Here is a 26,992-nt window from a genome sequence, read left to right on the forward strand (position 1 = left end):
TCTATTATAGTATTTCCTTTATCAATTTAATGTGGTTACGCTTACCGGCTACTACCATCGTGGTGTCGGCACTCATTACATAGTCGGGCCCGGGGTTGATAATGCTGTCGCCCTCTTTTATCGCTGCGATGATCGACGCACCGGTCCGCTTGCGGACTTCCAGTTCGCCAATCGATTTACCCAGGCTGGGCGAGTCCTTGCTTACCTTTATCCATTCGATGGTAAGGTCGTCCAAAGCAACCTCGATAGTTTCAAGTGCTTTCGGTTTGTAGGACAATCCGCCGATGATTCCGGCCACTTGGCGCGACTCTTCGTCAGAAAGTGTCATCACGCATTTTGATTCGCTCTTCTCTTGGTCGTAGCGGTAGAGCTCGCGCCGCCCATCGTCATGGATTACTACCACCATATGATCTCCGGCTTCTGTTTCGATCTGATACTTTTTGCCGATACCAATCAGGTCCGATTCTCTTACAATTGACATAGTTGTCTCTCCCTAATTAAAACTCATGCAAATGTATGAATTTTATGAGAAAGCGGTTGGGGATATATGGATGGGGAGGTGGTGCCGGCAGGTACCAGTGCGTGACGTTGTGACAGGTGTTTGACTCCTAAGGTGCTGGTTGTTAGATCGTTGCTTTGGTTTAGTGAAGTTTGATTCACGTACTTTAACTGATTCATATATATATTTAACAATGAGCTTGTTATTTGATATTATATAAACTATAACATTTCATACGAGCCGATCGCGAATTCGGTCTCGACAAACCACGTGTTATATGAAAATACCTAATTATTGGTATTTCCCAATCGGTCGGCCTTGGGTTAATTTGCTTAATTAAAAACTAAATACAATACCATAATTAACCGGGGCTTTACGGGGTCGTCGACCCCGGTTTACCAGAGACGGAAAGGAGTTGGAAAATGAAGCCGAGAATAATTGTAATGACCATAGCGACGGGGGACACCGTTAGCAATGATGCCAGCGTTGTAGAAATGTCGACCATTCCAGCAGTTGTATTGGTTGAAGGCGGCAGCTTTCAAATGGGCAGCTATGTCAGTGAGGGTGAAGAGCCAGTACACAGTGTTGCGATTAGTACCTTCTATATCGGAAAATATCCGGTGTCGGTACGGCAGTATCGGGCATTTTGTAAAGATGTGGGGAAGCCTATGCCTGACACCCACCACGATTGGGGCAGCAGCGACCATCTGCCTATCGTTAATGTCATATATGACGATGCGGTACAGTATTGTAATTGGCTATGCACGAACGAGGGTGGCAACTGGCGGTTGCCCACCGAAGCGGAATGGGAGTATGCGGCTCGGGGCGGAACCAGGAGTAAAGGGTATATATACAGTGGTAGCAATGAACTGTGTACGGTGGGGTGGTCTGGCGGTGATGGCTGCCGGTGTGCTATCGGCACAGGACGTAAGAAAGCAAATGAGCTGGGGATTTACGACATGAGCGGTAACGTGTGGGAATGGTGCCAAGATTGGTACGATGTGTCCTATTATGGGCAGGGTGCCGTTTCAGACCCATTGGGACCGGTATGGGGCACGCGGCGGGTACTACGCGGTGGTGCTTGGGATGAAATCCCAATTACATGCCGTGTGGCCCATCGTAATCACCTTGCACCTTCAGAATACCGCAGCAATGTGGGCTTCCGTGTGGCTTTGTCACTATGAAATGGGGTCGAGCTTGCTCAGTTGTCTTCACTTTCATCGTCCTGTTCCTTCCGGATGGTAACTAAGCGCCTAAAAAACTCCTGAAACGTATAGAACTCCTGCCTATAGACCAGTCCGATCGCACTGACGTAGTTTTCATTGATCGTGAGGGGAAGAGAATTCCGGCTATTCAGCCTATTGGAACCCCGCAATACCAGCCTGCCATCTTTACGGATAAGGTATCGTAGCTCGGCATCGGTAACAATGCGGTCACTGAATACGTACAAGTCGTTGACGTTTCGCATATCTGTAACGCCACCCGTAAAAATCAGCCGGTCGTTGAAAAGGCGGAGTGATGCGCTGGCATCATTGAGCGACCGGATGTTTAAATCGACAAATTTGATATTTAACGATTGGGAAATTAGGTTATTCAGTTGGTTGAATGCTAATTCGGTGCCGGCACTGAGCAAAGTGTTGTTTAGCTCCCGGCTGAAATCGGTTGCCGAGCCCGGTGCGAAGCTCCGCCGCACAATAAGGCTCAGTGCCTGTTGGTTTACGTTGTTTGCATCACTTAAGTAGCTTTGCAACTCATCATTGACATAGGGTTCGTTTGGAAAACTGAGCCCAAACGTGATATCCGGGCGCATAAGATTGCCGGTTAGGTTCATCACAGCGTGGGCAAGCACACGCTGTTCGATGGTCTCGCGCCCCGCTGCATTATATAAAGGGGCGAGGCTTGTGCGCTGGCCATACACTGCTGCAAGATTGATTGTGGCGTCGGTAGGATGGCCTGTCCAGCGGATGGTCCCGCCTTCGTTGATCTCGAATATCTTATTGATGAAATCTTGTGCAGTGAAGGTGAACTTACCGGTATTGATGGTGTAGTCGCCGAACATCTCAAAATCGCCCAGGCTCGACATGCGCAGCGAGAGCGTCCCTTCCCCACGCCCTGCCAGCTCGCCCAAATCGGTATAGAGGCTGGTTTCGGCATCAGGTGTGATCTGCACGTCCATGTTCATGCTGAGCCCCTGGAATAGGCGTGGGCGCGCCTTCGTCCTCTCCAGTGTATCATGGCTTACGAACCGTATGAAGTCGTTATCACTGACTGTGCCGACGGCATTGAGCGGTATGTAGAACCGGGTAGCTGGCTCCGTTCTCGCCGCTATCGTGATTTGCATCGCATTGGTTGGCCCATTGAACGAGAAACGGCCCGTTCCGTATGCGGTGCCATAATAAGACGGGTTGTCGCGGACGGTGGTATTCAAAACCAGGAAGTTGGTCGCATCCACTGTTATGTTGACATCGGGAATCAGTGGATTGCGCATGTCTACCTGGCCATTGGCGATGGCACGGTTGTTTCGTGGATCGGTAATCACCAGATCCTCCAAGTTGAACGTACTGTTCGTCAACACAAACTCGTCGTTTATCCGGTAGGGTGTTTTCAGATAATTTACAGTGAATTCCGCATCGTCTAAACGGCAGGTGCCATTAATTCTAGGTGATAGCGCCGGGCCGGTAACCTGTAGGTCTGCGGAGACCGTCCCGCTAACGTCCGAAATGAGCTTGCCGAGCAATGGCTGAAATAAGATCAACTCGGTATGGGTTAAATGTGCCCTTACATTGAGCTTGTCGACTTCGGCTGCAGCGTCGTACGTGCCAGCGGCACTAATTGACGTTACCCCATCGCGCTCCGTTACCAGGTTGACGTTGACTAATTCGCTGATGCGGTCAAAGTCTGCGCGAAGCACGGCGTTGCCGATGGCGGTTTCATTGAGGTGTACATCGGTAGCGGTCATATCGGCTACGGCAACGGGATTGTTAAGTAGGGAAGAGACATCCATGTGTCCATTGAGAGTGCCGTCTAGTTCAACCGACGACGAAGCTATCAACGGAGAGAGGGTGTGGAGGTTAAAGTTTTTGAATGTGAAAGATACCTGGTCGTCGCTCTTATCCGAAATCATACCCTCAAACCGGGCTACCTGCCCATGATTGGATATTTCAAAGCCACGGATATCGATTTCACCGTTATCTATATAAGCTACGGCCTGTTCGTTGAGCTGCCAGGGCTCGTTATTGAGTTTAAGTGCAGATGACAATAGACGTATCCGGGTGGGCGAACCACGGTGGAAATCCACAATTCCATTCAAATCCAGTTGATTGCTGGCTAATATGTCGGACAGCTTAATGTTGAAATGGAGGCTATCCTTGGCTAGTACGTTGGAAACATTTACATTATTGATATATAGGCTGTCGGTAACGCCAACACGGTCGGCAGTGACCAGCAAGCGCAACGCGCTTTCATTAGCCGATTCGTCTATGATTAGGCGGTTTATGTTGACCATCCCATAAGACAGCTCCGGTACAAGAAGGTTGAAACTTGCTGTGCGGTCTGATGAGGAGAACCTGGCGTTCAACTGTGCACCTTCTTTTATTACGAGGTTAGGAACTATCAATGAAGCGATCGGCGCCATATTTTTGAGCTGGAAATCCAGGTCGAAGGCCTGTTCGCCGGTCGGCCCCGTTGTTAATTCAAGAGAGGGCGCATATCGCATAGCTACCGATTTGAAATAACTGTGGATCGTAGTCAGGTCCATTTCGCCATTGACCGTCGCGTCTGCCAGGTCTGAACGTAAATGAAGTACGCGGTGGGCCTCGTTGCCACTGGCTTCGAGTATCAATGAGTCGACGCTATGTCTCGACGAGTCGGTTTCAAATCGGATATCATATAAAGCGAGATCTCCTTGCATATCGTTCAACCCATTACCATTGAAGTTACTCGCAATCGTTGCGTGTTCTATCACAACCGGCCGTTTATCATAGAGATGGAGGTTGCCCAGATTTGCGTGAGAGACCGTCGCATCAAAGGCATATTCAGGCTGTTCGCGGTTGAAGTTGACACCACCATCGAATAATAATTGAAGATTGGGGTCGTCAACCGCGACGTGTCCTGCGAATTGCATCTCAGAAAATTCGCCGGTTACATCGATGTCGGCGTAACGGTAGCCTTTCAAATCCAGGTATGCCAATTTGCCCGAGACACGGCTATTGATAAGTTGCGGTGCGAAGCCATCACCTGCAATATCGATGTCGAAACCACCATACTCAATTTGAGGATACTGAAGCAATGTGCCTAAATCAAATTCGGGTGTCGTTATCTTTCCCGAGTAATGCCCGCCGTTGCGGATGTTGAGATTGATTGCTGTGCTGGCAATACCGAGAGAGGATTCTAGTACTCCGGTAGCGATAAAATCATAATAAGTGCCCACTGCCGTACCCCTGTAGCGGAGGTCTCCCAATCGATCCACAACGGCAGGTAGCTCCAGTCGCCGCGTATGGGCCAATTCGTTCACCAGCGATTCGATATCCGTACTGTTGGTGGCCAATGCGTAGAGGTTCATGTCAAATAGGGTGTGCTCAATATCGGGTAATCCACGGATGCTGAAATCTCCCGATAACCTGGTGCGGTTACCCATTCGAAGGGTAATGTCCTTAGCCGAAATGTCTGATACGGTACCCTTGATCGAACCGGATAACGAAACATCGAAATTTGTGACAGCTACCTCGGGAGCGAAAAACTCGATATCTTTCGAATCGATCTGTGCGCGGTCCAGCTTCAGCTCCACGTTGACCGCCGTTACGAAATCTTCGAACGCAGAGAAACGGTCATAGTCAAGCCGGAGATAGTCGCCCAGCCTACTTCGATTTGTTTCTACATAGAGATTGCTAAGTTCTATGCAGTTGGTGTCTACTTTCGCCAATGCCTGCATTTCGCGGAGGTGAAACCCACTTTTTTCGCGGAAGGTGAGTTCCTCGATGTTAGATTTGAGAATGTGGCTGTCGAAGTCGATATCAGTGAAGCGCCCGCAAAGGCCTGTCAGGTGGATGTCCCGGTAATTGATACCCCTGGTTTGGTGGCTTTTCCCGCGCTGATAACGGAAGGAAATGTCGGCTAAATCAATCGCCGATATATCCAGTTCGATTGGCTTCCGGCCACTCGATGTGCTGCCGTCGTCCTTGGGTTGGAAATAATCGGCAATGAATGCGAGATTACTTGTACTGTCTTGGCGGTTGAGCAAAAACGTACCGCCGGAGAGTGTCAGTTTATTAATGGTAATACGACCCTCACGTATTTTCCATAGATTCATTGATGCTGTCAATTGGTTGGTAAAGAGCAGTGTGTCGCCAGATAAATCCGCGACATAGAGGCCTTTTAACACCAGTGATGAAAACGGCTTGAAATATAGTCCGTCTATAGCGACCGTTGTGTGGAGCTCACCAGAAAGGTAATCGGCGGCGCGCTTCGCAAAAAAAGTCTGTACAGGCCGGTACTGCAGGACATAGACAAGGCCTATTAGCAGAAGCAATAAGGTGACTAGTGCCCACAGCGATATTTTTAATATTTTTTTGATATTTTTGCTCTTGTTGTATATAAATACGAAACATTAAAAACTATGCCTGTCATCCTCGGCATTGAATCTTCATGTGACGAGACATCAGCCGCTATAAGCGTCAACGGAACGATATGCTCGAACATCATCGCTAATCAAACCGTCCATGAAAGATTTGGCGGTGTTGTGCCCGAATTAGCGTCGCGCGCGCACCAGCAACAGATCATCCCCACCGTTGAACAGGCCATCCGCGATGCAAAAATACATAAAAATGACATAGATGCGGTAGCATTTACCAGAGGACCGGGATTGTTAGGCTCGTTACTGGTGGGTACGTCGTTTGCTAAAGCATTCGCGCTTGCCCGGAACATACCGCTTATCGAAGTGAATCACATGCAAGCACATATCCTTGCTCATTTCATCGAAGAGCCGGTTCCGGAATTCCCCTTCCTGTGCCTTACGGTATCGGGAGGCCATACGCAACTGGTGCTGGTGAAAAATCACTTCGAAATGGACCTGCTGGGACAAACGCTTGATGATGCTGCAGGTGAGGCGTTCGACAAGACGGCGAAGATCCTCGGGCTGCCTTACCCTGGCGGGCCACTGATAGACCTCCATGCCCAACAAGGGAACCCTAACGCATTCCCGTTTCCGGAACCGCAGGTCCCGGGGCTGGATTTCAGCTTTAGCGGACTGAAAACGGCTATCCTTTATTTCGTACAACAAAAACAAAAGGAGCAAGCCGATTTCTTGGAAACACATCTTGATGATGTCTGCGCGTCGGTGCAGTCGCGCATTGTTTCCATCCTGCTCAATAAATTGCAACGGGCGGCTTTTGAAACCGGCGTGTCTCATGTTGCGATTGCGGGTGGCGTGTCAGCTAATTCAGGATTACGTAATGGAGTGGTAGCATTGGGTAAAGAAAGAGGATGGCAAGTGTTTATTCCACGCTTTGAATATTGTACCGACAATGCTGCAATGATTGCCATCGCTGGCCATTATAAATACCTGCTCCACGAATTCGTAGGGCAGGATGTAGCGCCACTGGCCAGGTACACAATTTGAAACACTAAAAATAAAGAATCGATGAATTGGAATCCCGATCCGGACCGTTATGAAAATATGGTCTATAACCGCTGCGGCCGCAGCGGACTGAAACTTCCCGCCATATCCTTGGGACTATGGAATAACTTTGGCGACGATGTGCCGCACCTCACCAAGCAGCTGATATGCCGGCAGGCATTCGACCTCGGTGTCACCCATTTCGATTTAGCCAATAATTATGGCCCCCCCGGGGGCAGCGCAGAGCTCGCGTTTGGACGCATACTGAAAGAAGATTTCGCCGGTTACCGTGACCAATTGATTATCTCCACGAAAGCGGGATACGATATGTGGCCAGGGCCGTATGGTGAGTGGGGGAGCCGCAAATATTTAATTGCCAGTTGCGATCAAAGCCTTAAGCGGATGGGACTCGATTACGTGGATATTTTTTATTCCCACAGGTTTGACCCGGATACGCCGCTTGAAGAAACCATGATGGCCCTCGATCATATTGTCCGCTCGGGCAGGGCGTTGTATGTTGGTATTTCGTCCTATAATGCCAACCGTACCCGGGAAGCTGAAGCTATTTTACGGGAGTTGGGTACCCCTTGCCTTATCCATCAGCCAAGTTATTCCATGCTCAATAGGTGGGTGGAGACCGACGGCTTGCTGGATGCGCTCACCGAATTGGGGATGGGTTCGATCGTATTTTCACCGCTTGCCCAGGGAATGCTTACCGATAAATACCTCAACGGTATACCGGAGGATAGCAGGGCCAGAAAAAGGGCTTCTTTCCGGTCAGGGTTCCTGAACGATGAAAATATGCAGCGTATCCATGCACTGAACGCCATAGCCCAGCGTCGGGGACAGACATTGGCGCAAATGGCTATAGCCTGGGTACTGCGGGGTGGTCGTGTGACGTCGGCACTAATCGGAGCCAGCAGGCCTGAGCAAGTGATAGATTGCGTAGGTGCGTTGGATAACCTCGCTTTTTCTGAAGAGGAGCTCAAGGAAATAGATAGCTATGCACAAGATGGCTCAATAAATATCTGGGCAAGGTCGGCAGAGCTCGAATAGAGAGATTTCACGCACTGACGCACTACTTGTCTTGTTCCCTCCATTGCTGGCTGAATGATTTCGTCGCAATATGGGGGAGCTGGCGGTGTTTGCCCCAAGCCTTACGGAAAAAATTACGTAATACGAAGTTCTTGGTTTTTCCGCTGAAAAAATCGATGAGTTTACGCTTGGTAATGGCGTAGGTAAAGCCTTTCCAAGCGAGCCGCTCGGTTTTCGACACCAGATGGGTGCCTACCGCGTCGCGACGGTTGAGCAGCAGCATTTTGTGGATGTCGATCTTCACTGGGCATACTTCGGAACATTTTCCGCATAGACTTGAAGCATAGCTTAGGTGCTTGAATTCGGCCATGCCGCGAAGGTGGGGGGTGATCAACGACCCGATCGGTCCGCTATAAGTTGTGTTGTATGTGTGGCCACCTACATTTTTATAAATGGGGCACGCATTGAGGCACGCCCCGCACCGGATGCAATATAACCCTTGGCGTTGATCCTTTTGTGCCAATAGATCGGTGCGGCCGTTATCCAGCAACACCACATACATTTCTTCGGGGCCATCGGTCTCATTTTCCTGCCGCGGCCCACTGATGATGCTATTATAAACGGTAAGGCGCTGTCCGGTACCGTGTGTGGAAAGGAGTGGCCAAAACAAGTCCAAGTCATTGAGCGACGGAATGATTTTCTCGATGCCTACGATGGCGACATGTATTTTCGGGAATGTGGTGGAAAGCCGGGCGTTACCCTCATTTTCTGTAATTGCCACACTGCCCGTATCTGCGATGAGGAAATTACCTCCTGTGATACCCACGTCGGCTGTGGTGTATTGTTCCCTAAGTAGTTCGCGGGCCTTCAGCGTCAATGCCGAAGCGGTAGCATCGGGTGGGGTGCCGAAATGCTGGTGGAACAGCGCTTGGATATCAGATAGGCTGAGGTGCATGGCGGGTGTCACGATGTGGTAGGGTTTTTGTCCCAGCAGTTGCACAATGTATTCACCGAGGTCGGTTTCTATTGCCTTGATATTCTTCTCGGTGAGAAATTCGTTGAGCTCGATTTCCTCAGTCGTCATCGATTTGGATTTCACCACTGTTTTTGCCCCGGCATCTGCTAAGATCTTGCCAATCTCGTTACGCGCCTCGGCGGCATCATTGGCCCAGATGACCTTGCCCCCCCTCCGTAAAAAATTGGATTCGAACTCAGGCAGTAGCTTATCCAGATTCTCCATCACCCGCCACTTGATGATGTGCGCTTTGCGTTTGGAATTCTCCAGATGATGGAACTGGGGGAGCGCACGGCTAACCGCATCGTCGTACTTATCGATATTATAATTGATGATTTTCCGATGACGGGGCTCGAAGGCCTTGGCGGCGCTTTCTTTCAGAAAAGTAGTTTCTTTTGCAGACGACATATGCAAGGGTTATTATATAAATAACGCAAAAATCGCCGAACTGTTGCCGACTTTAACGTAGTGCGATGCCCAGCTCGGATAGTTGTTCCCCGGAGATTGCCGAAGGAGAATCAATCATCACGTCGCGGCCTGCGTTGTTTTTTGGGAAGGCAATCACATCACGTATGCTGTCTAACCCGGCAAATACGGCAACCAACCGGTCAAACCCGAAAGCGATGCCGCCATGTGGAGGCGCACCGTAGGTGAATGCCTCCAAAAGGAAACCGAACTGCTTTTGCGCCTCCTCCGGAGTGAATCCCAAATGCTTGAACATCAGCGACTGCAAGTCGCGGTCGTGTATCCGGATGGAGCCACCGCCTATTTCCGTGCCGTTGATTACTAAATCATAGGCGTTGGCACGAACCCTTGCCGGTTGCGTTTCCAATAGGGGGATGTCTTCTGCTTTCGGTGATGTGAAAGGGTGGTGCATGGCATGGTAGCGCTCCGATTCATCATCCCATTCGAGCAGCGGGAAATCTGTTACCCAAAGGGGCGCGAAGACACCCTTTTCCCGTAACCCGAGCTGTGACGCGATTTCCAGCCGGAGCTCGCTTAGCTGTTTCCGGACCCGATCGGTATCCCCAGCCATTACGAGGAGCAGGTCCCCCGGTCGGGCGTCAAACGCCGCTGCCCAAGCCTGCAATTGCTCTTGGTTATAGAATTTATCTACCGATGACTTCAATGTGCCATCCTCGTTGTAGCGGAGATATACCAGGCCTGAAGCACCGATTTGGGGCCGCCTTACGAAATCTGTCAATGCATCGAGTTGTTTTCTTGTGTAAGAAGCACAGCCTTGTGCATTGATGCCTACGACAAGTGGCGCGTTGTCGAATACGGGAAACCCGGCCCCCTGCAGTATACTGTTGAGCTCGACGAACGGCATTCCGAAACGGATATCCGGCTTATCAGACCCGTATAGCCGCATAGCCTCGTCGTATGGCAGGCGGGGGATCGTACCTAAATCGATGTCTTTGACTTGCTTGAAAAGATGCTTTACCAATCCTTCGAAAAGCTGCAGAATATCCTCCTGTTCTACAAAAGACATTTCGCAGTCTATCTGTGTGAACTCCGGCTGGCGGTCGGCGCGCAAATCTTCATCACGGAAGCACTTGACGATTTGGAAATACCTGTCAAAACCCGAAACCATCAACAGTTGCTTGAATGTTTGGGGCGACTGTGGTAAGGCGTAGAACTCACCGGGGTTCATCCTGCTTGGCACTACGAAATCACGGGCTCCCTCAGGAGTCGATTTGATGAGAACCGGCGTTTCTACTTCCAGGAAATGGTGCACGTCCAGGTAACTGCGGATTTCCTGTGCGAGCCGATGCCGGAGGATGAGGTTGTCTCGGACCGGGTTGCGGCGGAGGTCGAGGTAACGGTATTTCATCCGTAAGTCGTCGCCGCCATCCGTGTCGTCCTCGATCGTGAAAGGAGGGAGCTTTGCTGCACTAAGCACCTCGAGACGGGCTACCTTGATTTCGATTTCACCCGTAGGTATTTTAGGGTTCTTGCTTTCGCGTTCGATGACTTTACCCGTTACTTTGATCACGTATTCCCTGCCAAGGGCGCGGGCTTCGGAACGTAGCGATTCGTCGTCGGCCGGATCGAACACCAATTGGGTTATACCATAACGGTCCCTTACATCTATAAAGGTCATCCCCCCCAAATCACGGGATTTCTGCACCCAACCACTAAGTACAACGGTTTTACCCAAATCTGAGATGGTCAACTCTCCGCAAGTATGTGTTCTATGCATTGTCTTATTTGTCTAGAACGGCAAAAATAGCGGTTTTTTCTGAACAAACGGACAGTGGTTGCAGGAGTTTTTCCAAACGGGCCCGACTAGCACAAGCTTCCGACGTACGCCCGCCCTAACGGGAGGTTGTCGCCGTTGTTTAACAAAATGTTAGACGCACTCCGCGCCCGGATAGCATCTGTGTTAATCAGATATGATTTGTGGATCCTTACGAATTTCTTATTGTTCAGGATGGTTTCGGCGACTTCTTTAAGGCATTTCCGCAGTACGATTTTCTTTGTGGTGGTGATGAACGTCGTGTAATTGCCTTCGGCATGTGCATAGATCATTTCGTCCATCGGTATTTTGGTCTTGTGCTTCCCGTCGGGTAAGAAAATACTCTGACTCTCTTCTTTGGCATCTACCTGGTTCAGCGCAATTTCGATAGATGCGTAGACGTCGTTGCGGTTAAACGGCTTTACAATGTAGCCGGCAGGATTCGTGGATTTTGCCGCTTCGATTGTGCTGCGGTCTGCATGTGATGTGAGGAAAATAAAAGGAATATGGTATGCCGCATTGATTTCGTGGGCCAAGTCGATTCCCGTTTTTTCCCCGCATAAAATAATGTCAACTAAGATAAGGTCAGGCTTAGCTGTTCGGATGGCCGCAATGGCGTCGTCATAATTCGTGCAAATGCCGCAAACGTCGTACCCCAACTCTTGGAGCATGTACTCCAAATCCATGGTAATGATAAGCTGATCCTCTACGATTAGTATTTTTTTCTTTTTCATCCGAATGAAAATAGTTAATAGTTATAGTGAATTTGCATTCCAGATTCAATGAGAATCATGGTAACGGGACAAAGCTAACACGATGGCATTAAACGGGATGTAGTAATATCTCTACATCAATGTAACTGGCTTATAATTAGTGATTTTAGTGTTTGTCTTGTAGTTTTTTATTGACAAATGCCGTCTTCTAAAATCCAAGCCTTCGATACACTGCTTCCTAATGCGCTCGATGTATGCGGGCCGTCGCTGATTTCATACGTTAGTACAATTGTCCCCTTTCCCGGACTACCCTCAACGTGCAGGGCAATCGTTTCACCCTTTGCCAATTGAACGGTTGTGCTGAAAGGTAGCGAAGGGTGGTTTGAGGTTATTGGCCCATCGTTCGTGTGGTAGGTTACCGATGAGATAAAAGCGTCGTCATGCGTAGCTACTTGGTAAGTGACCGAGCTGTCTTCAGACAACCGGTGGCCGTCGATATCACAGTTGCAGTGTGTGGGCACCAAATCCATGCGCTCATCGCATGATTGCAACGGTGTTAACGTGAAAACAAGTACACTGATAATAATAAAACGCATAATCAAGTAAGGAAATCAATTATCCAATCCCTGCAAATATGCCAATAATAGCTTCCGGGAAACGAGGAGATAGATTGGATTTTTTGATTTTGTAGTTATTCTACTACACTTTAACTATACGATGGAGTCGCGGTTGTGTGTGAGTATCCGCGCCCGCTACCGGAAGGTAAAGTGGGAGTAAATGTGGTGTGGAAAACTTTTTTGTGGGAAAAAGTGGGGGAAAGTGGAGTAAATCCTTACTTTTACATCATATTTATTACGGGAACTGTATCCATGGGCCATTTAATAGGCGAATTTGATTGTAAGCTAGACACCAAAGGAAGGATGGTGTTGCCCGCTGCGCTCAAAAGGCAGATGCCTGATGTTGAGCGCACCGGCCTTGTAGTCAATCGTGGTTTCGAAAAGCATCTCGTGATTTATTTAAGGGGTGAGTGGGATAAAATAACCAATAAACTGGCGAAGCTGAATACCTATAAAGCCAGGAACAGAAAGTTTATCCGCGACTTTACCCGTGGGGCTACCGAGCTGTCACTAGACTCTGCCGGGCGGGTATTGTTGCCTAAATCGCTCCTGGAATACGGCCAGATTGAAACGGAAGTCGTTCTGTCTTGTCAGTTCAATAAGATTGAAGTTTGGTCTAAGGAGGCCTATCATAAATTGTGGGAGGATGATGAGGATGATGATTTTGCAGCGTTGGCCGAGGAGGTGATGGGAGGTGATGAATTAACCGATGAACATGATGGGTAGCGGATACCATGTGCCTGTAATGCTGCGTGAATGCATAGAAGCGTTAGCGATCAAGCCGGAGGGTATATATGTGGATGTGACTTTTGGCGGCGGTGGCCATGCTAGGGAAATAATGAAGCACTTGGGGGAATCGGGCAAGCTATACGCTTTTGACCAGGACCCCGACGCGTTGCGGAACGCGATAGATGATGAGCGGTTCGTGCTCATCCATCAGAACTTCAGGTTCTTTAAAAACAACCTCAGGCTTCACGGGGTGGGCGCTGTCGATGGAGTCATAGCAGACTTGGGGGTGTCATCGCATCAGTTTGATGATGCCCAACGCGGTTTTTCGACGCGCTTCGATGCCGAGTTGGATATGCGTATGAGCCAAGCGGGCCAATTGGATGCCAAGCAGGTGTTGAACACCTATACGGAGGCCGAGTTGCACCGTGTTTTCGGGATGTACGGGGAGCTCCATAATGCTCGTACATTGGCCAAGCTCATCGTTACAGCGCGAGTTGTAAGACCCATTGCTACGGTAGGTGAGCTGAAGGAGGTGGTCAAAAAAGTGGTGCCCCGTGGCAAGGAAAATAAATACCATGCACAGCTTTTCCAAGCACTGCGGATTGAGGTGAATGGTGAGCTGGATGCTTTGCGGGAATTTTTACAGCAAGCGGTGACTATGTTGAAAACTGGCGGGCGGTTAGTGGTGATGTCATACCATTCACTGGAAGACAGGTTGGTGAAGAATTTTATGGCTACGGGTAAATTCAAGGGGATGGTAGAGAAGGATTTCTATGGTAATGAGATCAAGCCGTTGAAGGCTATCAGTCGCAAGGCAATTATCGCTGGTGACGAAGAGGTGGAGCAAAATAGTAGAGCCCGGAGCGCCAAGCTTAGGGTGGGAGAGAAAATTTAAATTGAATATGGCACGTAACGCATACAAGCGACAGCCGTTGAGCGAAGAAGAGCAAGCCGAATTGCAGGAGACGGTGGAAGAAAAAGCGGATGCCACCCGCAGCTTTTTCCAATCACTGTTTTCTACGGATCGGTTTTCGTCGTCTACGTTTGTGGGGTATATCCCATTCATCGCATTCGTAGGGCTGCTGGCCATCCTTTATATTGCCAATCGGCATTATGCGGAGCGTACCGTGCGGCAGATCGACCACTTGGGTAGGGAAGTGAAGGAGATGAACTGGGATTACAAATCACTTTCGGCCGATTTGATGAAACTCACCACGCAAAGCGAAATCGCGAAGCGGGTGGATACCATGGGGTTGAAAGAGCGGACGGCACCGCCAAAGAAAATCGTAATTGTAAGGGCAAACAATTAAAATGGAATACTAAATCATAGTAAGGCATGAACATCAGAACCGACATATTGCTGCGAGTATACCTGTCATTTGGGCTGATTGTGCTCTTCGCTATTGCAGTGCTGCTGAAGCTTTTCTATTTGCAATATGTGGAAGGGGCAGAATGGCGGGAGATGGCAGATAGCCTTTCTACGCGATATGTCGATGTAGAGGCTGTCCGCGGTAACATTTATTCGAACGACGGAAGCCTGCTAGCGACGTCTGTACCTGAATATGATCTCCGGATGGACCTGCTTGCACCGGGTATCATGTCAGATGATGCTTTTTACTCAAAAGTCGATTCGTTGGCCGCTAAGCTATCCGCTTTCTTTAAGGATAAATCATCTGCCCAATATTCGAGGCTACTTAAACAGGCGCGCAAAGATGGAAATAGGTACTATCTGTTGAAGCGTGACGTGGGGCATCAAGAATTGAAAGAGGTCAAAGAATTTCCGATTTTCAACTTGGGAAAATATAAGGGCGGTCTAATCGCCGAACGCAAGAACAAGCGAATCCTGCCGTTTACCAATCTTGCTGCACGGACCATTGGATATAAAGTGGCAACCGAAGATGTGCATGTTGGCCTGGAAGGTGCCTATGCTGAATATATTGATGGGAAGAGCGGGAAACGATTGGTAAGGCGTATAGCTGGTGGCGTATGGATGCCGGTGAACCGCGAAATCGAGGTGGCGCCCGTTGATGGGGCCGACATCATTTCAACCATCGATGTAAACATGCAGGATATGGCGCAGCGTGCGCTTGAGAAACAACTGATAACCAGCAATGCCGATAATGGCTGTGTTATTTTGATGGAGGTGGCTACCGGTGAAATCCGCGCGGTAGCTAATTTTACCAGGGTTGAGGAAGGTGTATATCGCGAAAAGTTCAACTATGCCATCGCACAAAGTGCCGAGCCGGGGTCGACATTTAAATTGGCATCTTACCTGGTGGCACTCGATGATGGGAAAATAGATACGAATACAGTCATCGAAACAGGGAATGGCACCTACCAGGTGCACCGGCACACCATCCGGGATACCCATGCTTACGGAACACTCACCGTAAAAAAAGCATTCGAAGTGTCGTCTAACGTGGCTATTACGAAAATCATCAACACCTACTATAGAGATAACCCAGCAGCGTTCACAAAACGGTTGCACGAGCTCCACCTCAATGAGCCGCTGGGATTGCAGATTCCGGGCGAAGGTAATCCGCTGATTAAGACGCCCGACAGCAAGAGCTGGAGCGGCTTGTCTTTGGTGCAGATGGCTTATGGCTACGAGCTGAAGTTGACACCACTGCAAACCCTGTCGCTGTATAATGCAGTGGCGAATGATGGTAAGATGGTGGCGCCGATTTTCGTAAAGGAAATCAGGAGATTAGGCAATACCGTCGAACATTTCGATACCCGCGTTATTAACGAACAAATAGCATCCCCATCCACCATAGCCAAGTTGCAGGATATGTTAGCAGGGGTAATGACTGAAGGTACCGGCAAGCGCTTGCGCAACCCTGATTTGTCCATGGCAGGCAAAACCGGAACAGCACAGATGGCAGATGGCGCGGCAGGTTACCGCAATCGTAAATACCAATCGTCCTTTGCTGGTTATTTCCCGGCAGATAACCCCAAGTACTCGATGATAGTGGTGGTGCAGAACCCCCGTAATGGCTACTATGGTGCCTCCGTAGCCGGCCCGGTATTCAGAGAACTCGCTGATATGGTATACGCCAATGATCTCGATCTTCAAAATGACTTCGAGCGAATGCGCTTCGTAGGTAATACCCAGCAACCGCCTTCGCTCAAAGGATCGAAAGCGGCCACCCTCCGTGTTTATGATGCACTCGGAATCAAAGCGACCTATGCATCGGCAGAACCGGTGCAGCATATCGATACCGTGAAGGGGGTGCCCTTTTCGGATGAGGCGATTAAGACAGGTGTTGTGCCGGATGTGAAAGGAATGGGGCTCATCGATGCGTTATACGCTCTTGAGAACTCGGGATACCGAACCACCGTGAAGGGCAAGGGGAAAGTTGTGGCACAGTCGTTAGTGGCGGGTAAAAAAGTAGATACAGGGGCTCCCATAACAATTGAATTGAAATGAGTGCATTAAAGGACATACTCCATGGTATCCCGGTGCGTCACGTTGTCGGTAATCTCAATGTGACGATAACCGATGTATGCTTTGACTCGCGCAAGGCTACACGCAATAGTATGTTCGTTGCGGTAGTGGGTACCCAGGTCGATGGACATCGCTATATCGACGATGCCGTGGCACTCGGTGCTTCGGTGGTACTCTGTGAGCATGTGCCCGAAGCTATAAACGACAATGTCACCTACGTCCAAGTTGAAGATACCGCGTTCGCACTGGGGGTGTCTGCGTCAAATTATTTCGGAAGCCCGTCTACTAAACTGAAACTCGTAGGCGTAACAGGTACAAATGGCAAAACTACCATCGCTACGTTACTTTATAAGCTGTTCAGGGAGCTTGGTTATGAGGCAGGGTTGATTTCCACAGTCCAAAACCAAGTGGGGGACCAGGTGGTGCCCGCAACACACACCACGCCCGACCCGATTGAATTGAATGCATTGCTACAGGAGATGGTTGAGGGGGGCTGCGATTATTGTTTCATGGAAGTGAGTTCGCATGCCATCGTCCAGCAACGGATAGCCGGTCTGAGTTTTGCCGGGGGTATTTTCTCGAATATTACGCACGACCACTTGGACTTCCATAAGACATTCGATGCCTATATAAGAGCAAAAAAGCAGTTTTTTGACGATTTGGCTCCGTCAGCATTTGCGTTGGTGAATGCCGATGATAGAAACGGAGCCGTGATGCTGCAAAATACTTTTGCGCATAAGCGGACTTATGGGATCAAACATTTGGCCGACTTCAAAGCGAAGGTCATTGAAAGTCATTTTGAGGGGATGCTGTTGCACCTGGATGACCATGAAGTATGGGTGAAATTGGTCGGCGGATTCAACGCCTATAATATAACCGCCGCTTATGGTGCGGCGATATTGCTGGAACAGGAAACAATCAAAGTGCTCACGGCATTGAGTAATATTTCCGGCGCGGAAGGGCGCTTTGATACAGTCATTTCAGCCGGAGGGGTTATCGGTGTGGTGGATTACGCGCATACGCCGGATGCTGTGCAGAATGTGTTGGAAACCATTCGTGATTTGCGGAAGGAAGGCCAGCAGATTATCACGGTGCTTGGGTGTGGGGGCGACCGCGACAAGACGAAACGCCCCAAGATGGCAGCAGTGGCCGTGGAGAACAGTGACAAAGTAATCATTACATCAGACAACCCACGCACTGAAGATCCGCAGCAAATTATAAGGGATATGGAGGCCGGAGTGCCCAAGGAAAAGAGCCGAAACACCTTTTCCATCGTGGATAGGCGGGAAGCTATCCGGGCAGCATGCCATATCGCCCAGTCAGGCGATATTGTGTTGGTTGCCGGTAAAGGACATGAGAAATATCAGGAAATCGAGGGCCAAAAGCATGCTTTTGATGACCACGAAGTATTGACTAAAGCACTTAACGAACGATAATTACGCTATGTTGTACTATTTATTCACATGGATAGAAGACTACATCCACATCCCCGGAGCGGGGTTGTGGCAGTATATCTCATTCCGAACGGCTGTGGCGGTTATCGTATCGTTGATCATCACCACCGGCTACGGTAGCCGGTTGATCAGGATACTACGTGCCAAGCAGGTAGGTGAGACCATCAGGGATTTAGGCCTCGAAGGCGAAAAGCAAAAGCAAGGTACGCCGACAATGGGTGGGCTTATCATTATCGCCGGCATTTTGGTGCCGACGCTGCTCTTTGCCAAACTTGAAAACATCTATGTCCTCCTTATGTTGGTCACAACGGTTTGGATGGGGACGATAGGTTTTCTGGATGACTATATCAAAGTATTCCGGAAGAATAAGGAAGGGTTGGCCGGTCGATTCAAAATTGTTGGACAGGTGGGGTTGGGGATCATCATCGCCTGCACCATGTATTTCCATCCGGATATCGTGGTGCGCGAAAAGGTGGTCAACCCCGCACCCGGTGTGGCCGTGGAAAAGCGCGTACAGACTGATACAGGCCAAACTTATTATACGAAAGACGTAAAGTCTACGAAAACCAATATCCCTTTTTATAAGAATAATGAATTTGATTATGCCAAGGTGTTAAGTCTATTCGGTGCCAATGGCTCGACAATGACATTTATTGTTTTTCTGATTGTCGTTGTCTTCATTGTAGCTGCCGTATCAAACGGTGCCAACATCACAGACGGTATTGACGGGCTCGCCACGGGGACTTCAGCCACAGTAGGGGCTACGCTCGCTATCCTGGCGTACGTGTCGGGGAACGTGATTTTTTCTGATTACCTCAACATCATGTATATACCCAACTCCGGTGAATTAGTGATTTTTGCCGGTGCTTTCGTGGGCGCCTGTACGGGCTTCCTTTGGTATAACTCCTATCCCGCACAGGTATTCATGGGCGATACGGGAAGCCTCGCCATCGGCGGGATCATAGCGGCATTTGCGGTGTTGATTCGAAAAGAGTTACTCATCCCGATTTTATGCGGAGTCTTTTTGGTCGAAAACCTCTCTGTTATCATGCAGGTATCTTACTTTAAGTATACAAAGCGGAAGTATGGTGAGGGCCGCCGCATTTTCAGGATGTCGCCCCTGCACCACCATTACCAGAAAAAAGGATATCACGAGGCGAAGATCGTCACGCGTTTCTGGATAGTGAGCATCCTACTTGCTATCTTGACTATTGTGACATTGAAAGTTAGGTGACGAAATGGCAGCGATAGCAACATATCATTACCCCCAGGAGGGAAAACTCGCCGTACTCGGTGCAGGTGAGAGCGGTGTGGGTGCAGCTTTGTTAGCACATCAAAAAGGATTTGATGTGTGGGTGTCAGATAGCGGCAAGATAGCCGATAAATATAAGGAATTGCTTCACGATCAGGGCATACCATTCGAGGAAGGTGCGCATACGGAGTCGCGTATCCTCGACGCTGCCATCGTGGTGAAGAGCCCGGGGATACCAGCCACAGCTCCGATTGTACAGAAACTGAAAGCACAGAAAACGCCCGTGATTGCCGAGATCGAATTTGCAGCGCAGTATACCGACGCGAAACTCATCGGTATCACCGGTTCCAACGGCAAGTCGACCACCACGATGCTTACTTGGTATCTACTAAGCAAAGGTGGCCTCAATGTCGGGCTGGCCGGCAATATAGGGCGTAGCTTTGCGCTGCAAGTAGCCCGGGAGCGGCACGACTGTTATGTGCTGGAGCTAAGTAGCTTTATGTTGGACGACATGTTCCATTTCCGGGCCGACATCGCAGTACTGCTCAATATCACGCCAGACCACTTGGATAGATATGGCCATAAAATGGAGAATTATGTAGAATCGAAATTCCGTATCGTAAGGAACCAACGGGCCGAGGACCTTTTTATTTATTGTGCGGATGACCCCCATACCATGGCTGCGTTAGGGAGCTACCCTACGGCAGCGCAGATGCTGCCTTTTAGCCTCGATACGCGGGTGGAGCCGGGCGCATACCTCAATAATGACAATGAACTTGTAATTAACGTACCAAACCAAGATACATTTAAAATGGATATTAATGAACTTTCCCTTCAGGGTAAACACAACGTGTACAACAATATGGCCTCAGGCTTGGTGGCCAAGGCCCAGGAATTGCGCAATGCTTCCATGAAGGAGAGCATGGGGTCATTCAAAAACATTCCCCATCGCTTGGAGTTCGTGGCGTGTATCGCCGGTGTAAATTATATCAACGATTCGAAGGCTACCAATGTGAATGCTGTTTGGTATGCATTGGAAAGTTTCGCGCCTCATGTGGTGTTGATCATGGGGGGTGTGGATAAAGGCAATGATTACGAAATGTTGCGCGACTTGGTAAAGACAAAAGTGAGGGCCATCGTGTGCATTGGCAAAGATAATTCACGGATATACGATTCGTTGGAAGACGATGCACAGATTATTGTGAACAGCTCAAGCATGCGCGATGCCGTGGAGATTGCTTCGCATCTAGCACAAAAAGGTGATACCGTGCTGCTGTCGCCGGCCTGTGCAAGTTTCGACTGGTTCCGGAATTTCGAAGACCGTGGCAACCAGTTCAAGGAAGCAGTGATGGATTTATAAGTGTATACTACCGATTCTTTTGTCGAAACGTAGATTGTTGAAAGCAGAATACTGGCAATGGCGAATAATTAAAACAATAGAAAAATGGAACACGCATTTTCGAAATTGAAGGGAGACCGGTGGCTGTGGATTATCATCATCCTACTGTCCGTATGGTCGCTGCTTGCAGTATATAGTTCTGTCGGCACCCTGGCTTATAAAGAAGGTAAAGGCACCGAGGTTTACCTTATTAAGCATACGTTGCTCATTTTCGGCGGTTTTGCCCTGATGTATTTCTCGCATTTGCTCGACTACCGCTGGTATGCGGGGATTTCCAAGATATTGATGGCTATAACCATTCCCCTCCTGCTGTACACATTGTTTTTCGGTAACACGGTAAATGATGCCAGCCGGTGGGTAACTATACCGGTGATTAACCAAACGTTCCAGACCTCGGATTTGGCCAAGCTTGCACTGATCACATTCCTCGCGCGGACATTGACACGCAAACAGGAAAACATCAAAGACGTGAAAAAAGCATTCCTACCCATCATGGGCTCGGTATGTGTGATATTTGTGCTTATAGCACCAGCAAACCTGTCCACAGCATTAATGTTATTCGGCGTTAGTGTGCTGCTGCTTATTATCGGGCGGATCAGTATCAAGCAGATTGCTTACGTGTGCATGGGTGTGTTCGTTTTACTGCTGTTGGTGATTCTATTGGGACCCCGGCGTGAAACTTACGTTTCCCGTGTGGAAACGTATTTGAGCGGCGAACAAGCGGATTCAGAAAAATCATACCAAGCAAACCATGCGAAAATAGCTATCGCGTCAGGCGGGCTCTTCGGTAAAGGGCCGGGTAACAGTACGCAACGCAATGTGCTGCCGCACCCTTATTCTGATTTTATCTTCGCCATTATTATCGAAGAATACGGTGCGATAGGCGGCGTGATCTTAGTGGGGCTGTATGTTGCGCTTATGTTCCGATGTATACGGATAGTTACATTAAGCCCCAAGGCATTCGGGGCGTTACTGGCCGCTGGCCTAGGCTTCAGCCTCGCTTTGCAGGCATTGGCCAATATGGCTGTCGCGGTTGGGCTGGGTCCGGTAACAGGTATCCCGCTCCCGCTCGTGAGTATGGGGGGAACGTCTATACTGTTTACGAGCATCGCTTTCGGAATTATCCTAAGTGTGAGCCGGAATATTGACGAAATGAAAGGGATAAGCAAATCGGATGAACAGAACAAGAAAATAGTGATAGGTGAAATACCCGTAGTGGGCTAATAGTAAGCAGCGAAATCAAAAAACAATGGCAAAACGTGTTATCATCAGTGGAGGCGGTACAGGAGGGCATATCTTCCCGGCCATAGCCATCGCTAATGCGCTGAAGCGTATAGCACCCGATACCGTATTATTGTTTGTGGGCGCAAATGGAAAAATGGAGATGGAAAAGGTGCCTGCTGCCGGATATGAAATAATGGGTCTAGATATCCAGGGAATCAATAGGACTTCACTATGGAAAAATCTCACATTACCTTTTAAGGTCTACAAGAGTATCCGTAAAGCGAGGCAGATTATCCGTGATTTCCAGCCTGATGTAGCCGTGGGCGTCGGCGGGTATGCTTCGGGGCCGCTCCTGCACGCAGCCTCCCGCATGGGGGTGCGGTACCTGATCCAGGAGCAGAACTCGTACGCCGGTATCACAAACAAACGATTGGCGCATAAGGCAGATAGAATATGTGTTGCATTCGAGGGTATGGAGCGGTTTTTCCCTAAAGGCAAGATTTTATTTACTGGTAACCCGATTCGGCGCGATGCGGTAGATATCCTGCACAAGCGCCCGGAAGCCCTCCGATCGTTGGGGTTGTCGGCACAAAAGAAAACAATCCTGCTTACAGGCGGTAGCCTCGGTGCACGCACATTGAACGAAAGTATGCGAGACGGCCTGGATCGGTTGGCTACGGCCAATGTACAGGTGGTTTGGCAGTGCGGTGCATTTTACTATGATGCACTACGAAGCGCTATCGGTACGAAATACGATGACAATGTGAAATTGGCCCCTTTCTTCCAACGTATGGACTTGGCCTATGCTGCTGCCGATGTGATCATAGCGAGGGCTGGAGCCGGCACCATAGCCGAACTCTGTGTGGTGGCCAAACCGACCGTGCTGGTGCCGTCACCAAATGTTGCCGAAGACCACCAAACAAAAAATGCGAAGGCATTGGTCAATAAAGAAGCAGCCCTGATCGTACCTGATTCAGAAGCGCCGCAGAGATTAATAGATACCGCAGTGGCGTTATTGGATGATGAGCAGCAGGCTGAAGCATTGTCCCGGAATTTGCGGAAACTGGCTATCCTTGACGCGGATGAAGTAATTGCAGAAGAAGTATTGCGGTTGGCTGGCAATAGATAATAGACAATAGACAATAGATAATAGATAATAGACAATAGACAACAGATAATATGAACATAAACAACATCAGGCAAGTATACCTTATCGGGATTGGCGGCATTGGCATGAGTGCCCTGGCACGCTATTTCCGCCATTCGGGCTGCCTGGTGGCTGGATATGACAAGACCGAAACCGATTTAACGCGACGGCTGGTCGCCGAAGGCATCACCGTCAATTACAATGATGATTTTGAGGTGGTCGGTGATGTGTTCAAAACCGTTGATGAGCATACGCTTATCATCTATACCCCGGCGGTACCGAACGAGTTGGATATCCTCAATCGGTTCCAGGAGTTGGGCCATACGCTGTTCAAGCGGTCACAGGTACTGGGATTGATCAGCCAGAACAAGTTCACGATAGCCGTTGCCGGTACGCACGGTAAAACCACTACCACCGCGCTTATCGCGCATATTCTGTCGGATAGCGGTTTTGGCTGCTCGGCTTTTTTGGGCGGAATAAGTACGAATTACAACACCAACGTATTGTTTTCTGATAATGATGTTATGGTGGTGGAGGCTGATGAGTTCGACCGGTCCTTCCTGACGTTATATCCCGATATCGCCGTGGTGACTTCTGCGGATGCAGACCACTTGGATATCTATGGTGATAAGGGGCAGCTCCATGATTCATTCAAGTTATTCCTCGGACAGCTGCATGCCCAGGGAAAAAGCATTGTAAAAGCAGGGCTACCCTTTAACGCAGATGTTTATTACTCGGCAGCTGGTGAAGCCGACGGCTATGCCGAAAACATACGCGTTAAACAGGGAGATTTTTATTTTGATTTCGTATATCACGGGGTGAAATTGGCAGATATACGCCTCGGTGTGCCGGGGCGGCACAATGTCGAAAATGCTGTTGCAGCAGCCATAGTCGCTCGGTTGCTCAAAATCCCCGCCGCTAAAATTATCAGTGCATTGTCGTCGTTCAGCGGGGTGAAACGTAGGTTTGAATACATCGTAAAGACTGAAAAGGCCATATACATCGATGATTATGCACACCATCCCGAGGAGCTGAAAGCTTTTTTCTCGGCGGTAAAGCAGCTGTACCCGAGAAAGAAACTCACCGCTGTTTTCCAACCGCATCTATACAGCCGCACGCGAGACTTTGCCGAAGGCTTTGCCGAAGCACTCGGTATGGTGGATGCCTTGCTGCTAATGGAAATCTATCCCGCCCGGGAAATGCCCATAAAAGGGGTGGATTCAAGGATGTTGCTTGAAAAGATAGCCATTGAAGAAAAGCATGTTGCAAGCCCGGAAAACGTAAAGGAATATGTGCAAAACGTACGGCCCGAGTTACTGGTGACGGTTGGCGCAGGTAATATTGATTTGTTGGTCAAACCATTGAAATCCATATTGGAGCATGAACAGTAACATCGCATCATATCGGTTCCATTGGCGGGGCATATTGTACGCGGCGGTAGGTATCGCAGCGTTCGCCGGGCTTGTTATGCTGATGGGCTTCATAGGCACCAAAAGCAGTGAACAAGCCTGCATGGAGATGCGCGTCATCTTGTTGGGCAACGAGTCATTCATTGAGCAGAAGGATATTGCAGCCCTCTTGGTCGAAAAATTCGGTGAATTGGAAGGGCGCACGCTAGAGAGTATCCCCATCCATCAAATCGAACAAGAGCTCCGGCAAATCCCTTATGTGTTTTCGGCAATTGTGACCGCGGATATGGACGGGCTCCTATCCGTCAGGGTTAAACAACGGGAGGCAGTGGTCCGGGTCTTAAATCGTGGAGGGGATGATTTTTATGTCGACCAGCAAGGCCATAAGATGCCGGTTTCGTTGAAGTATGTGCCGCGCGTGCCCGTGGTTAACGGCTATATATCTGAGCCTTACGACGGCACGCTTGACAGCACAAAAAGTGATTTGGTAACCGATCTTTTCAAAACCGCCCAATTTATCAACAGTGATAGCCTATGGAGCAGCCAGATAGTGCAGCTTTACGTAAATGAAAACCACGATATCGAGTTGGTACCGCGGGTGGGAGAGCAACGGATTATATTGGGCGATGCCGATTCGCTGGACCGTAAGTTTGAAAAATTACTGCTGTTTTACCGCAAAATTGTGCCCAAAACAGGCATCCAGGCATATAAGTCGGTAAATCTCAAGTTTGCCGGACAAATTGTCTGCGAACGGAGTGCGCATTTTAACCCCGACGACATCCTGATCATACCGGATTCAACTCATCATAGTTCAATAAATAATAGCAACAATACGCAATAATTATGAAAACAAAAGTAACAACGGAAAAAGACTCGCCAATCATTGTGGGGCTTGATATTGGTACGACGAAGATATGCGTTACCGTAGGCCGGCGCAGTGGCAAAAACAAAATTGAGATCCTCGGTGTGGGTAAAGCTGAATCATCCGGCGTAAGCCGGGGGGTAGTGGCAAATATCCAGAAAACCGTCAACAGCATCCGCCAAGCGGTAGAAGAGGCGGCGGGGCAATCGAACGTAGACATCAAAGTGGTGAATGTCGGGATTGCAGGCCAGCATATCAAAAGCATCCAGCACCGGGGTATCCTTACCCGCAAAGACGATAGTGAAATCAGCCGGTTGGATATCGAGCGGCTGATCGAAGATATGTATAAATTGGTGCTGCCGCCGGGTGAAGAGATCATCCATGTGCTACCCCAAGAATTCACTATCGATAACGAGCCGAGTATAAAAGACCCTATTGGCATGGCAGGGCGCCGGATGGAAGCGAATTTCCATATCATTTCGGGGCTGGTTAGTGCGGTGAAGAACATTAAGAAATGCATAGACAATGCATCATTGGAAGTGCAAGACCTGATCCTGGAGCCCCTTGCGTCATCCGAAGCCGTACTTGATGAGGCCGACAAGGATGCCGGCGTGGTGCTGGTGGATATCGGGGGCGGCACAACCGATGTTGCAATATTCCACGAAGGTATCATCCGCCACACGGCAGTGATCCCGCTCGGTGGTAATATCGTAACGGAAGACATCAAACAAGGGTGTTCCGTATTGCGCAATCAAGCTGAACTGTTGAAGATTCGCTTCGGTTCGGCACTCGCAGATGAAAATAAGGAAAATGAAGTAATCAGTGTGCCTGGGCTGCGCGGGCGTGATGCGAAAGAGATTTCAGTGAAAAATCTTGCCTACATTATCCAAGCAAGGATGGAAGAAATCATCGAACACGTGTATTATGAAATCAAATCATCAGGCTATGAAAATAAGCTGATAGGAGGGATCGTTATCACGGGTGGTGGAGCACAGTTGAAACACCTCGTCCAATTGGTCGAATACATTACCGGTATCGATTGCCGTATCGGATTCCCGAATGAGCACCTTGCGAAAAACGAAACCTTACCCAAAAGCAACTATGACGAGCTGAAGAGCCCGCTGTATGCCACCGGCATCGGCCTACTGATCAAAGGTGTGCAAGCCGAAGAGGAGCAGGAAGAAATGAACGAGGAAAAGGCAGGTCGGATGTCGATTATCGATATTGCCCAAACAGGAAGTAAGGAGAAAGGGCTGTTCAAATGGTTCAGGGATATCATCAAAGACGGCAACGAAATTGATGATGCGACCTACCTCGGGAGACGATAGTTTTCAACA

At 49.2% G+C, this 26,992-nt stretch carries 21 protein-coding genes; 15 read left to right on the top strand and 6 right to left on the bottom strand.

The features are described 5' to 3' along the window. Positions 1 to 4 precede the first annotated feature (4 nt). A complete protein-coding gene (locus NGM62_RS15345; RefSeq protein ID WP_262249140.1) occupies positions 5 to 481 on the bottom strand; it encodes a cation:proton antiporter regulatory subunit in 477 nt (158 codons plus the stop codon). A gap of 440 nt (positions 482 to 921) precedes the next feature. Between NGM62_RS15345 and NGM62_RS15350 the strand changes: the two genes are divergently transcribed. After that, positions 922 to 1,683, top strand: a complete 762-nt coding sequence (locus tag NGM62_RS15350) for a formylglycine-generating enzyme family protein (protein WP_262249141.1) — start codon at positions 922 to 924, stop codon at positions 1,681 to 1,683. 17 nt (positions 1,684 to 1,700) lie between these two features. Here the strand turns inward: NGM62_RS15350 and NGM62_RS15355 are convergent, their stop codons facing one another. Further along, complete coding sequence (locus NGM62_RS15355; RefSeq protein ID WP_262249142.1) at positions 1,701 to 6,026, bottom strand: translocation/assembly module TamB domain-containing protein; 4,326 nt, start codon at positions 6,024 to 6,026, stop codon at positions 1,701 to 1,703. 87 nt (positions 6,027 to 6,113) lie between these two features. Here NGM62_RS15355 and tsaD point away from each other — a divergent pair, with 87 nt between their 5' ends. Then, on the top strand, positions 6,114 to 7,115 hold the full coding sequence (gene tsaD, locus NGM62_RS15360) for a tRNA (adenosine(37)-N6)-threonylcarbamoyltransferase complex transferase subunit TsaD (RefSeq protein ID WP_262249143.1): 1,002 nt from the start codon (positions 6,114 to 6,116) through the stop codon (positions 7,113 to 7,115). A 21-nt stretch (positions 7,116 to 7,136) separates the two neighbouring features. Further along, positions 7,137 to 8,168 (top strand): L-glyceraldehyde 3-phosphate reductase, encoded by a 1,032-nt coding sequence (mgrA, locus tag NGM62_RS15365; protein ID WP_262249144.1) that lies wholly within the window; start codon positions 7,137 to 7,139, stop codon positions 8,166 to 8,168. Between the two features lie 22 nt (positions 8,169 to 8,190). On the opposite strand, the gene NGM62_RS15370 is transcribed toward mgrA, so the two are convergent. The 4 genes from NGM62_RS15370 to NGM62_RS15385 all read right to left on the bottom strand — a co-directional run bounded on the left by NGM62_RS15370 (position 8,191) and on the right by NGM62_RS15385 (position 12,710). After that, a complete protein-coding gene (locus NGM62_RS15370) occupies positions 8,191 to 9,570 on the bottom strand; it encodes a lactate utilization protein B (protein WP_262249145.1) in 1,380 nt (459 codons plus the stop codon). A 52-nt stretch (positions 9,571 to 9,622) separates the two neighbouring features. Continuing rightward, positions 9,623 to 11,365, bottom strand: a complete 1,743-nt coding sequence (gene aspS / locus NGM62_RS15375; protein WP_262249146.1) for an aspartate--tRNA ligase — start codon at positions 11,363 to 11,365, stop codon at positions 9,623 to 9,625. An 86-nt stretch (positions 11,366 to 11,451) separates the two neighbouring features. Then, a complete protein-coding gene (locus NGM62_RS15380; protein WP_262249147.1) occupies positions 11,452 to 12,135 on the bottom strand; it encodes a response regulator in 684 nt (227 codons plus the stop codon). A 167-nt stretch (positions 12,136 to 12,302) separates the two neighbouring features. Further along, positions 12,303 to 12,710 carry a hypothetical protein gene (locus NGM62_RS15385; protein ID WP_262249148.1) on the bottom strand — a complete coding sequence of 136 codons (408 nt, stop codon included), beginning with the start codon at positions 12,708 to 12,710 and terminating at the stop codon, positions 12,303 to 12,305. 273 nt (positions 12,711 to 12,983) lie between these two features. Between NGM62_RS15385 and mraZ the strand changes: the two genes are divergently transcribed. From mraZ to ftsA, 12 genes are all read left to right on the top strand, one after another. Next, positions 12,984 to 13,457 carry a division/cell wall cluster transcriptional repressor MraZ gene (gene mraZ / locus NGM62_RS15390; protein WP_262249149.1) on the top strand — a complete coding sequence of 158 codons (474 nt, stop codon included), beginning with the start codon at positions 12,984 to 12,986 and terminating at the stop codon, positions 13,455 to 13,457. Further along, positions 13,450 to 14,355, top strand: a complete 906-nt coding sequence (rsmH, locus tag NGM62_RS15395) for a 16S rRNA (cytosine(1402)-N(4))-methyltransferase RsmH (RefSeq protein WP_262249165.1) — start codon at positions 13,450 to 13,452, stop codon at positions 14,353 to 14,355. The genes mraZ and rsmH overlap by 8 nt, the downstream gene beginning before the upstream one ends. 7 nt (positions 14,356 to 14,362) lie before the next feature. Then, positions 14,363 to 14,770, top strand: coding sequence for an FtsL-like putative cell division protein (locus NGM62_RS15400; RefSeq protein ID WP_262249150.1), 408 nt, complete (start codon positions 14,363 to 14,365; stop codon positions 14,768 to 14,770). Between the two features lie 26 nt (positions 14,771 to 14,796). Next, a complete protein-coding gene (locus NGM62_RS15405; RefSeq protein WP_262249151.1) occupies positions 14,797 to 16,890 on the top strand; it encodes a penicillin-binding protein in 2,094 nt (697 codons plus the stop codon). Next, on the top strand, positions 16,887 to 18,344 hold the full coding sequence (locus NGM62_RS15410; RefSeq protein WP_262249152.1) for a UDP-N-acetylmuramoyl-L-alanyl-D-glutamate--2,6-diaminopimelate ligase: 1,458 nt from the start codon (positions 16,887 to 16,889) through the stop codon (positions 18,342 to 18,344). The genes NGM62_RS15405 and NGM62_RS15410 overlap by 4 nt, the downstream gene beginning before the upstream one ends. 7 nt (positions 18,345 to 18,351) lie before the next feature. Continuing rightward, the gene (mraY, locus tag NGM62_RS15415) at positions 18,352 to 19,596 is read left to right on the top strand and encodes a phospho-N-acetylmuramoyl-pentapeptide-transferase (RefSeq protein WP_262249153.1); all 1,245 of its coding nucleotides are present in this window, start codon (positions 18,352 to 18,354) and stop codon (positions 19,594 to 19,596) included. A 4-nt stretch (positions 19,597 to 19,600) separates the two neighbouring features. Next, a complete protein-coding gene (murD, locus tag NGM62_RS15420) occupies positions 19,601 to 20,974 on the top strand; it encodes a UDP-N-acetylmuramoyl-L-alanine--D-glutamate ligase (RefSeq protein ID WP_262249154.1) in 1,374 nt (457 codons plus the stop codon). Positions 20,975 to 21,058: 84 nt separating this feature from the next. Then, positions 21,059 to 22,237 (top strand): FtsW/RodA/SpoVE family cell cycle protein, encoded by a 1,179-nt coding sequence (locus NGM62_RS15425; RefSeq protein WP_262249155.1) that lies wholly within the window; start codon positions 21,059 to 21,061, stop codon positions 22,235 to 22,237. A 25-nt stretch (positions 22,238 to 22,262) separates the two neighbouring features. Beyond that, positions 22,263 to 23,366, top strand: coding sequence for an undecaprenyldiphospho-muramoylpentapeptide beta-N-acetylglucosaminyltransferase (gene murG / locus NGM62_RS15430; protein ID WP_262249156.1), 1,104 nt, complete (start codon positions 22,263 to 22,265; stop codon positions 23,364 to 23,366). 50 nt (positions 23,367 to 23,416) lie between these two features. Then, positions 23,417 to 24,775 carry a UDP-N-acetylmuramate--L-alanine ligase gene (gene murC, locus NGM62_RS15435; RefSeq protein ID WP_262249157.1) on the top strand — a complete coding sequence of 453 codons (1,359 nt, stop codon included), beginning with the start codon at positions 23,417 to 23,419 and terminating at the stop codon, positions 24,773 to 24,775. Continuing rightward, positions 24,765 to 25,634: a cell division protein FtsQ/DivIB gene (locus NGM62_RS15440; RefSeq protein WP_262249158.1), complete on the top strand. Its 870-nt coding sequence runs from the start codon at positions 24,765 to 24,767 to the stop codon at positions 25,632 to 25,634. The genes murC and NGM62_RS15440 overlap by 11 nt, the downstream gene beginning before the upstream one ends. 2 nt (positions 25,635 to 25,636) lie before the next feature. After that, complete coding sequence (ftsA, locus tag NGM62_RS15445; protein WP_262249159.1) at positions 25,637 to 26,983, top strand: cell division protein FtsA; 1,347 nt, start codon at positions 25,637 to 25,639, stop codon at positions 26,981 to 26,983. Positions 26,984 to 26,992 lie beyond the last annotated feature (9 nt).

This window comes from Parapedobacter soli (genome assembly GCF_025460835.1).
Lineage (GTDB): Bacteria > Bacteroidota > Bacteroidia > Sphingobacteriales > Sphingobacteriaceae > Parapedobacter > Parapedobacter soli.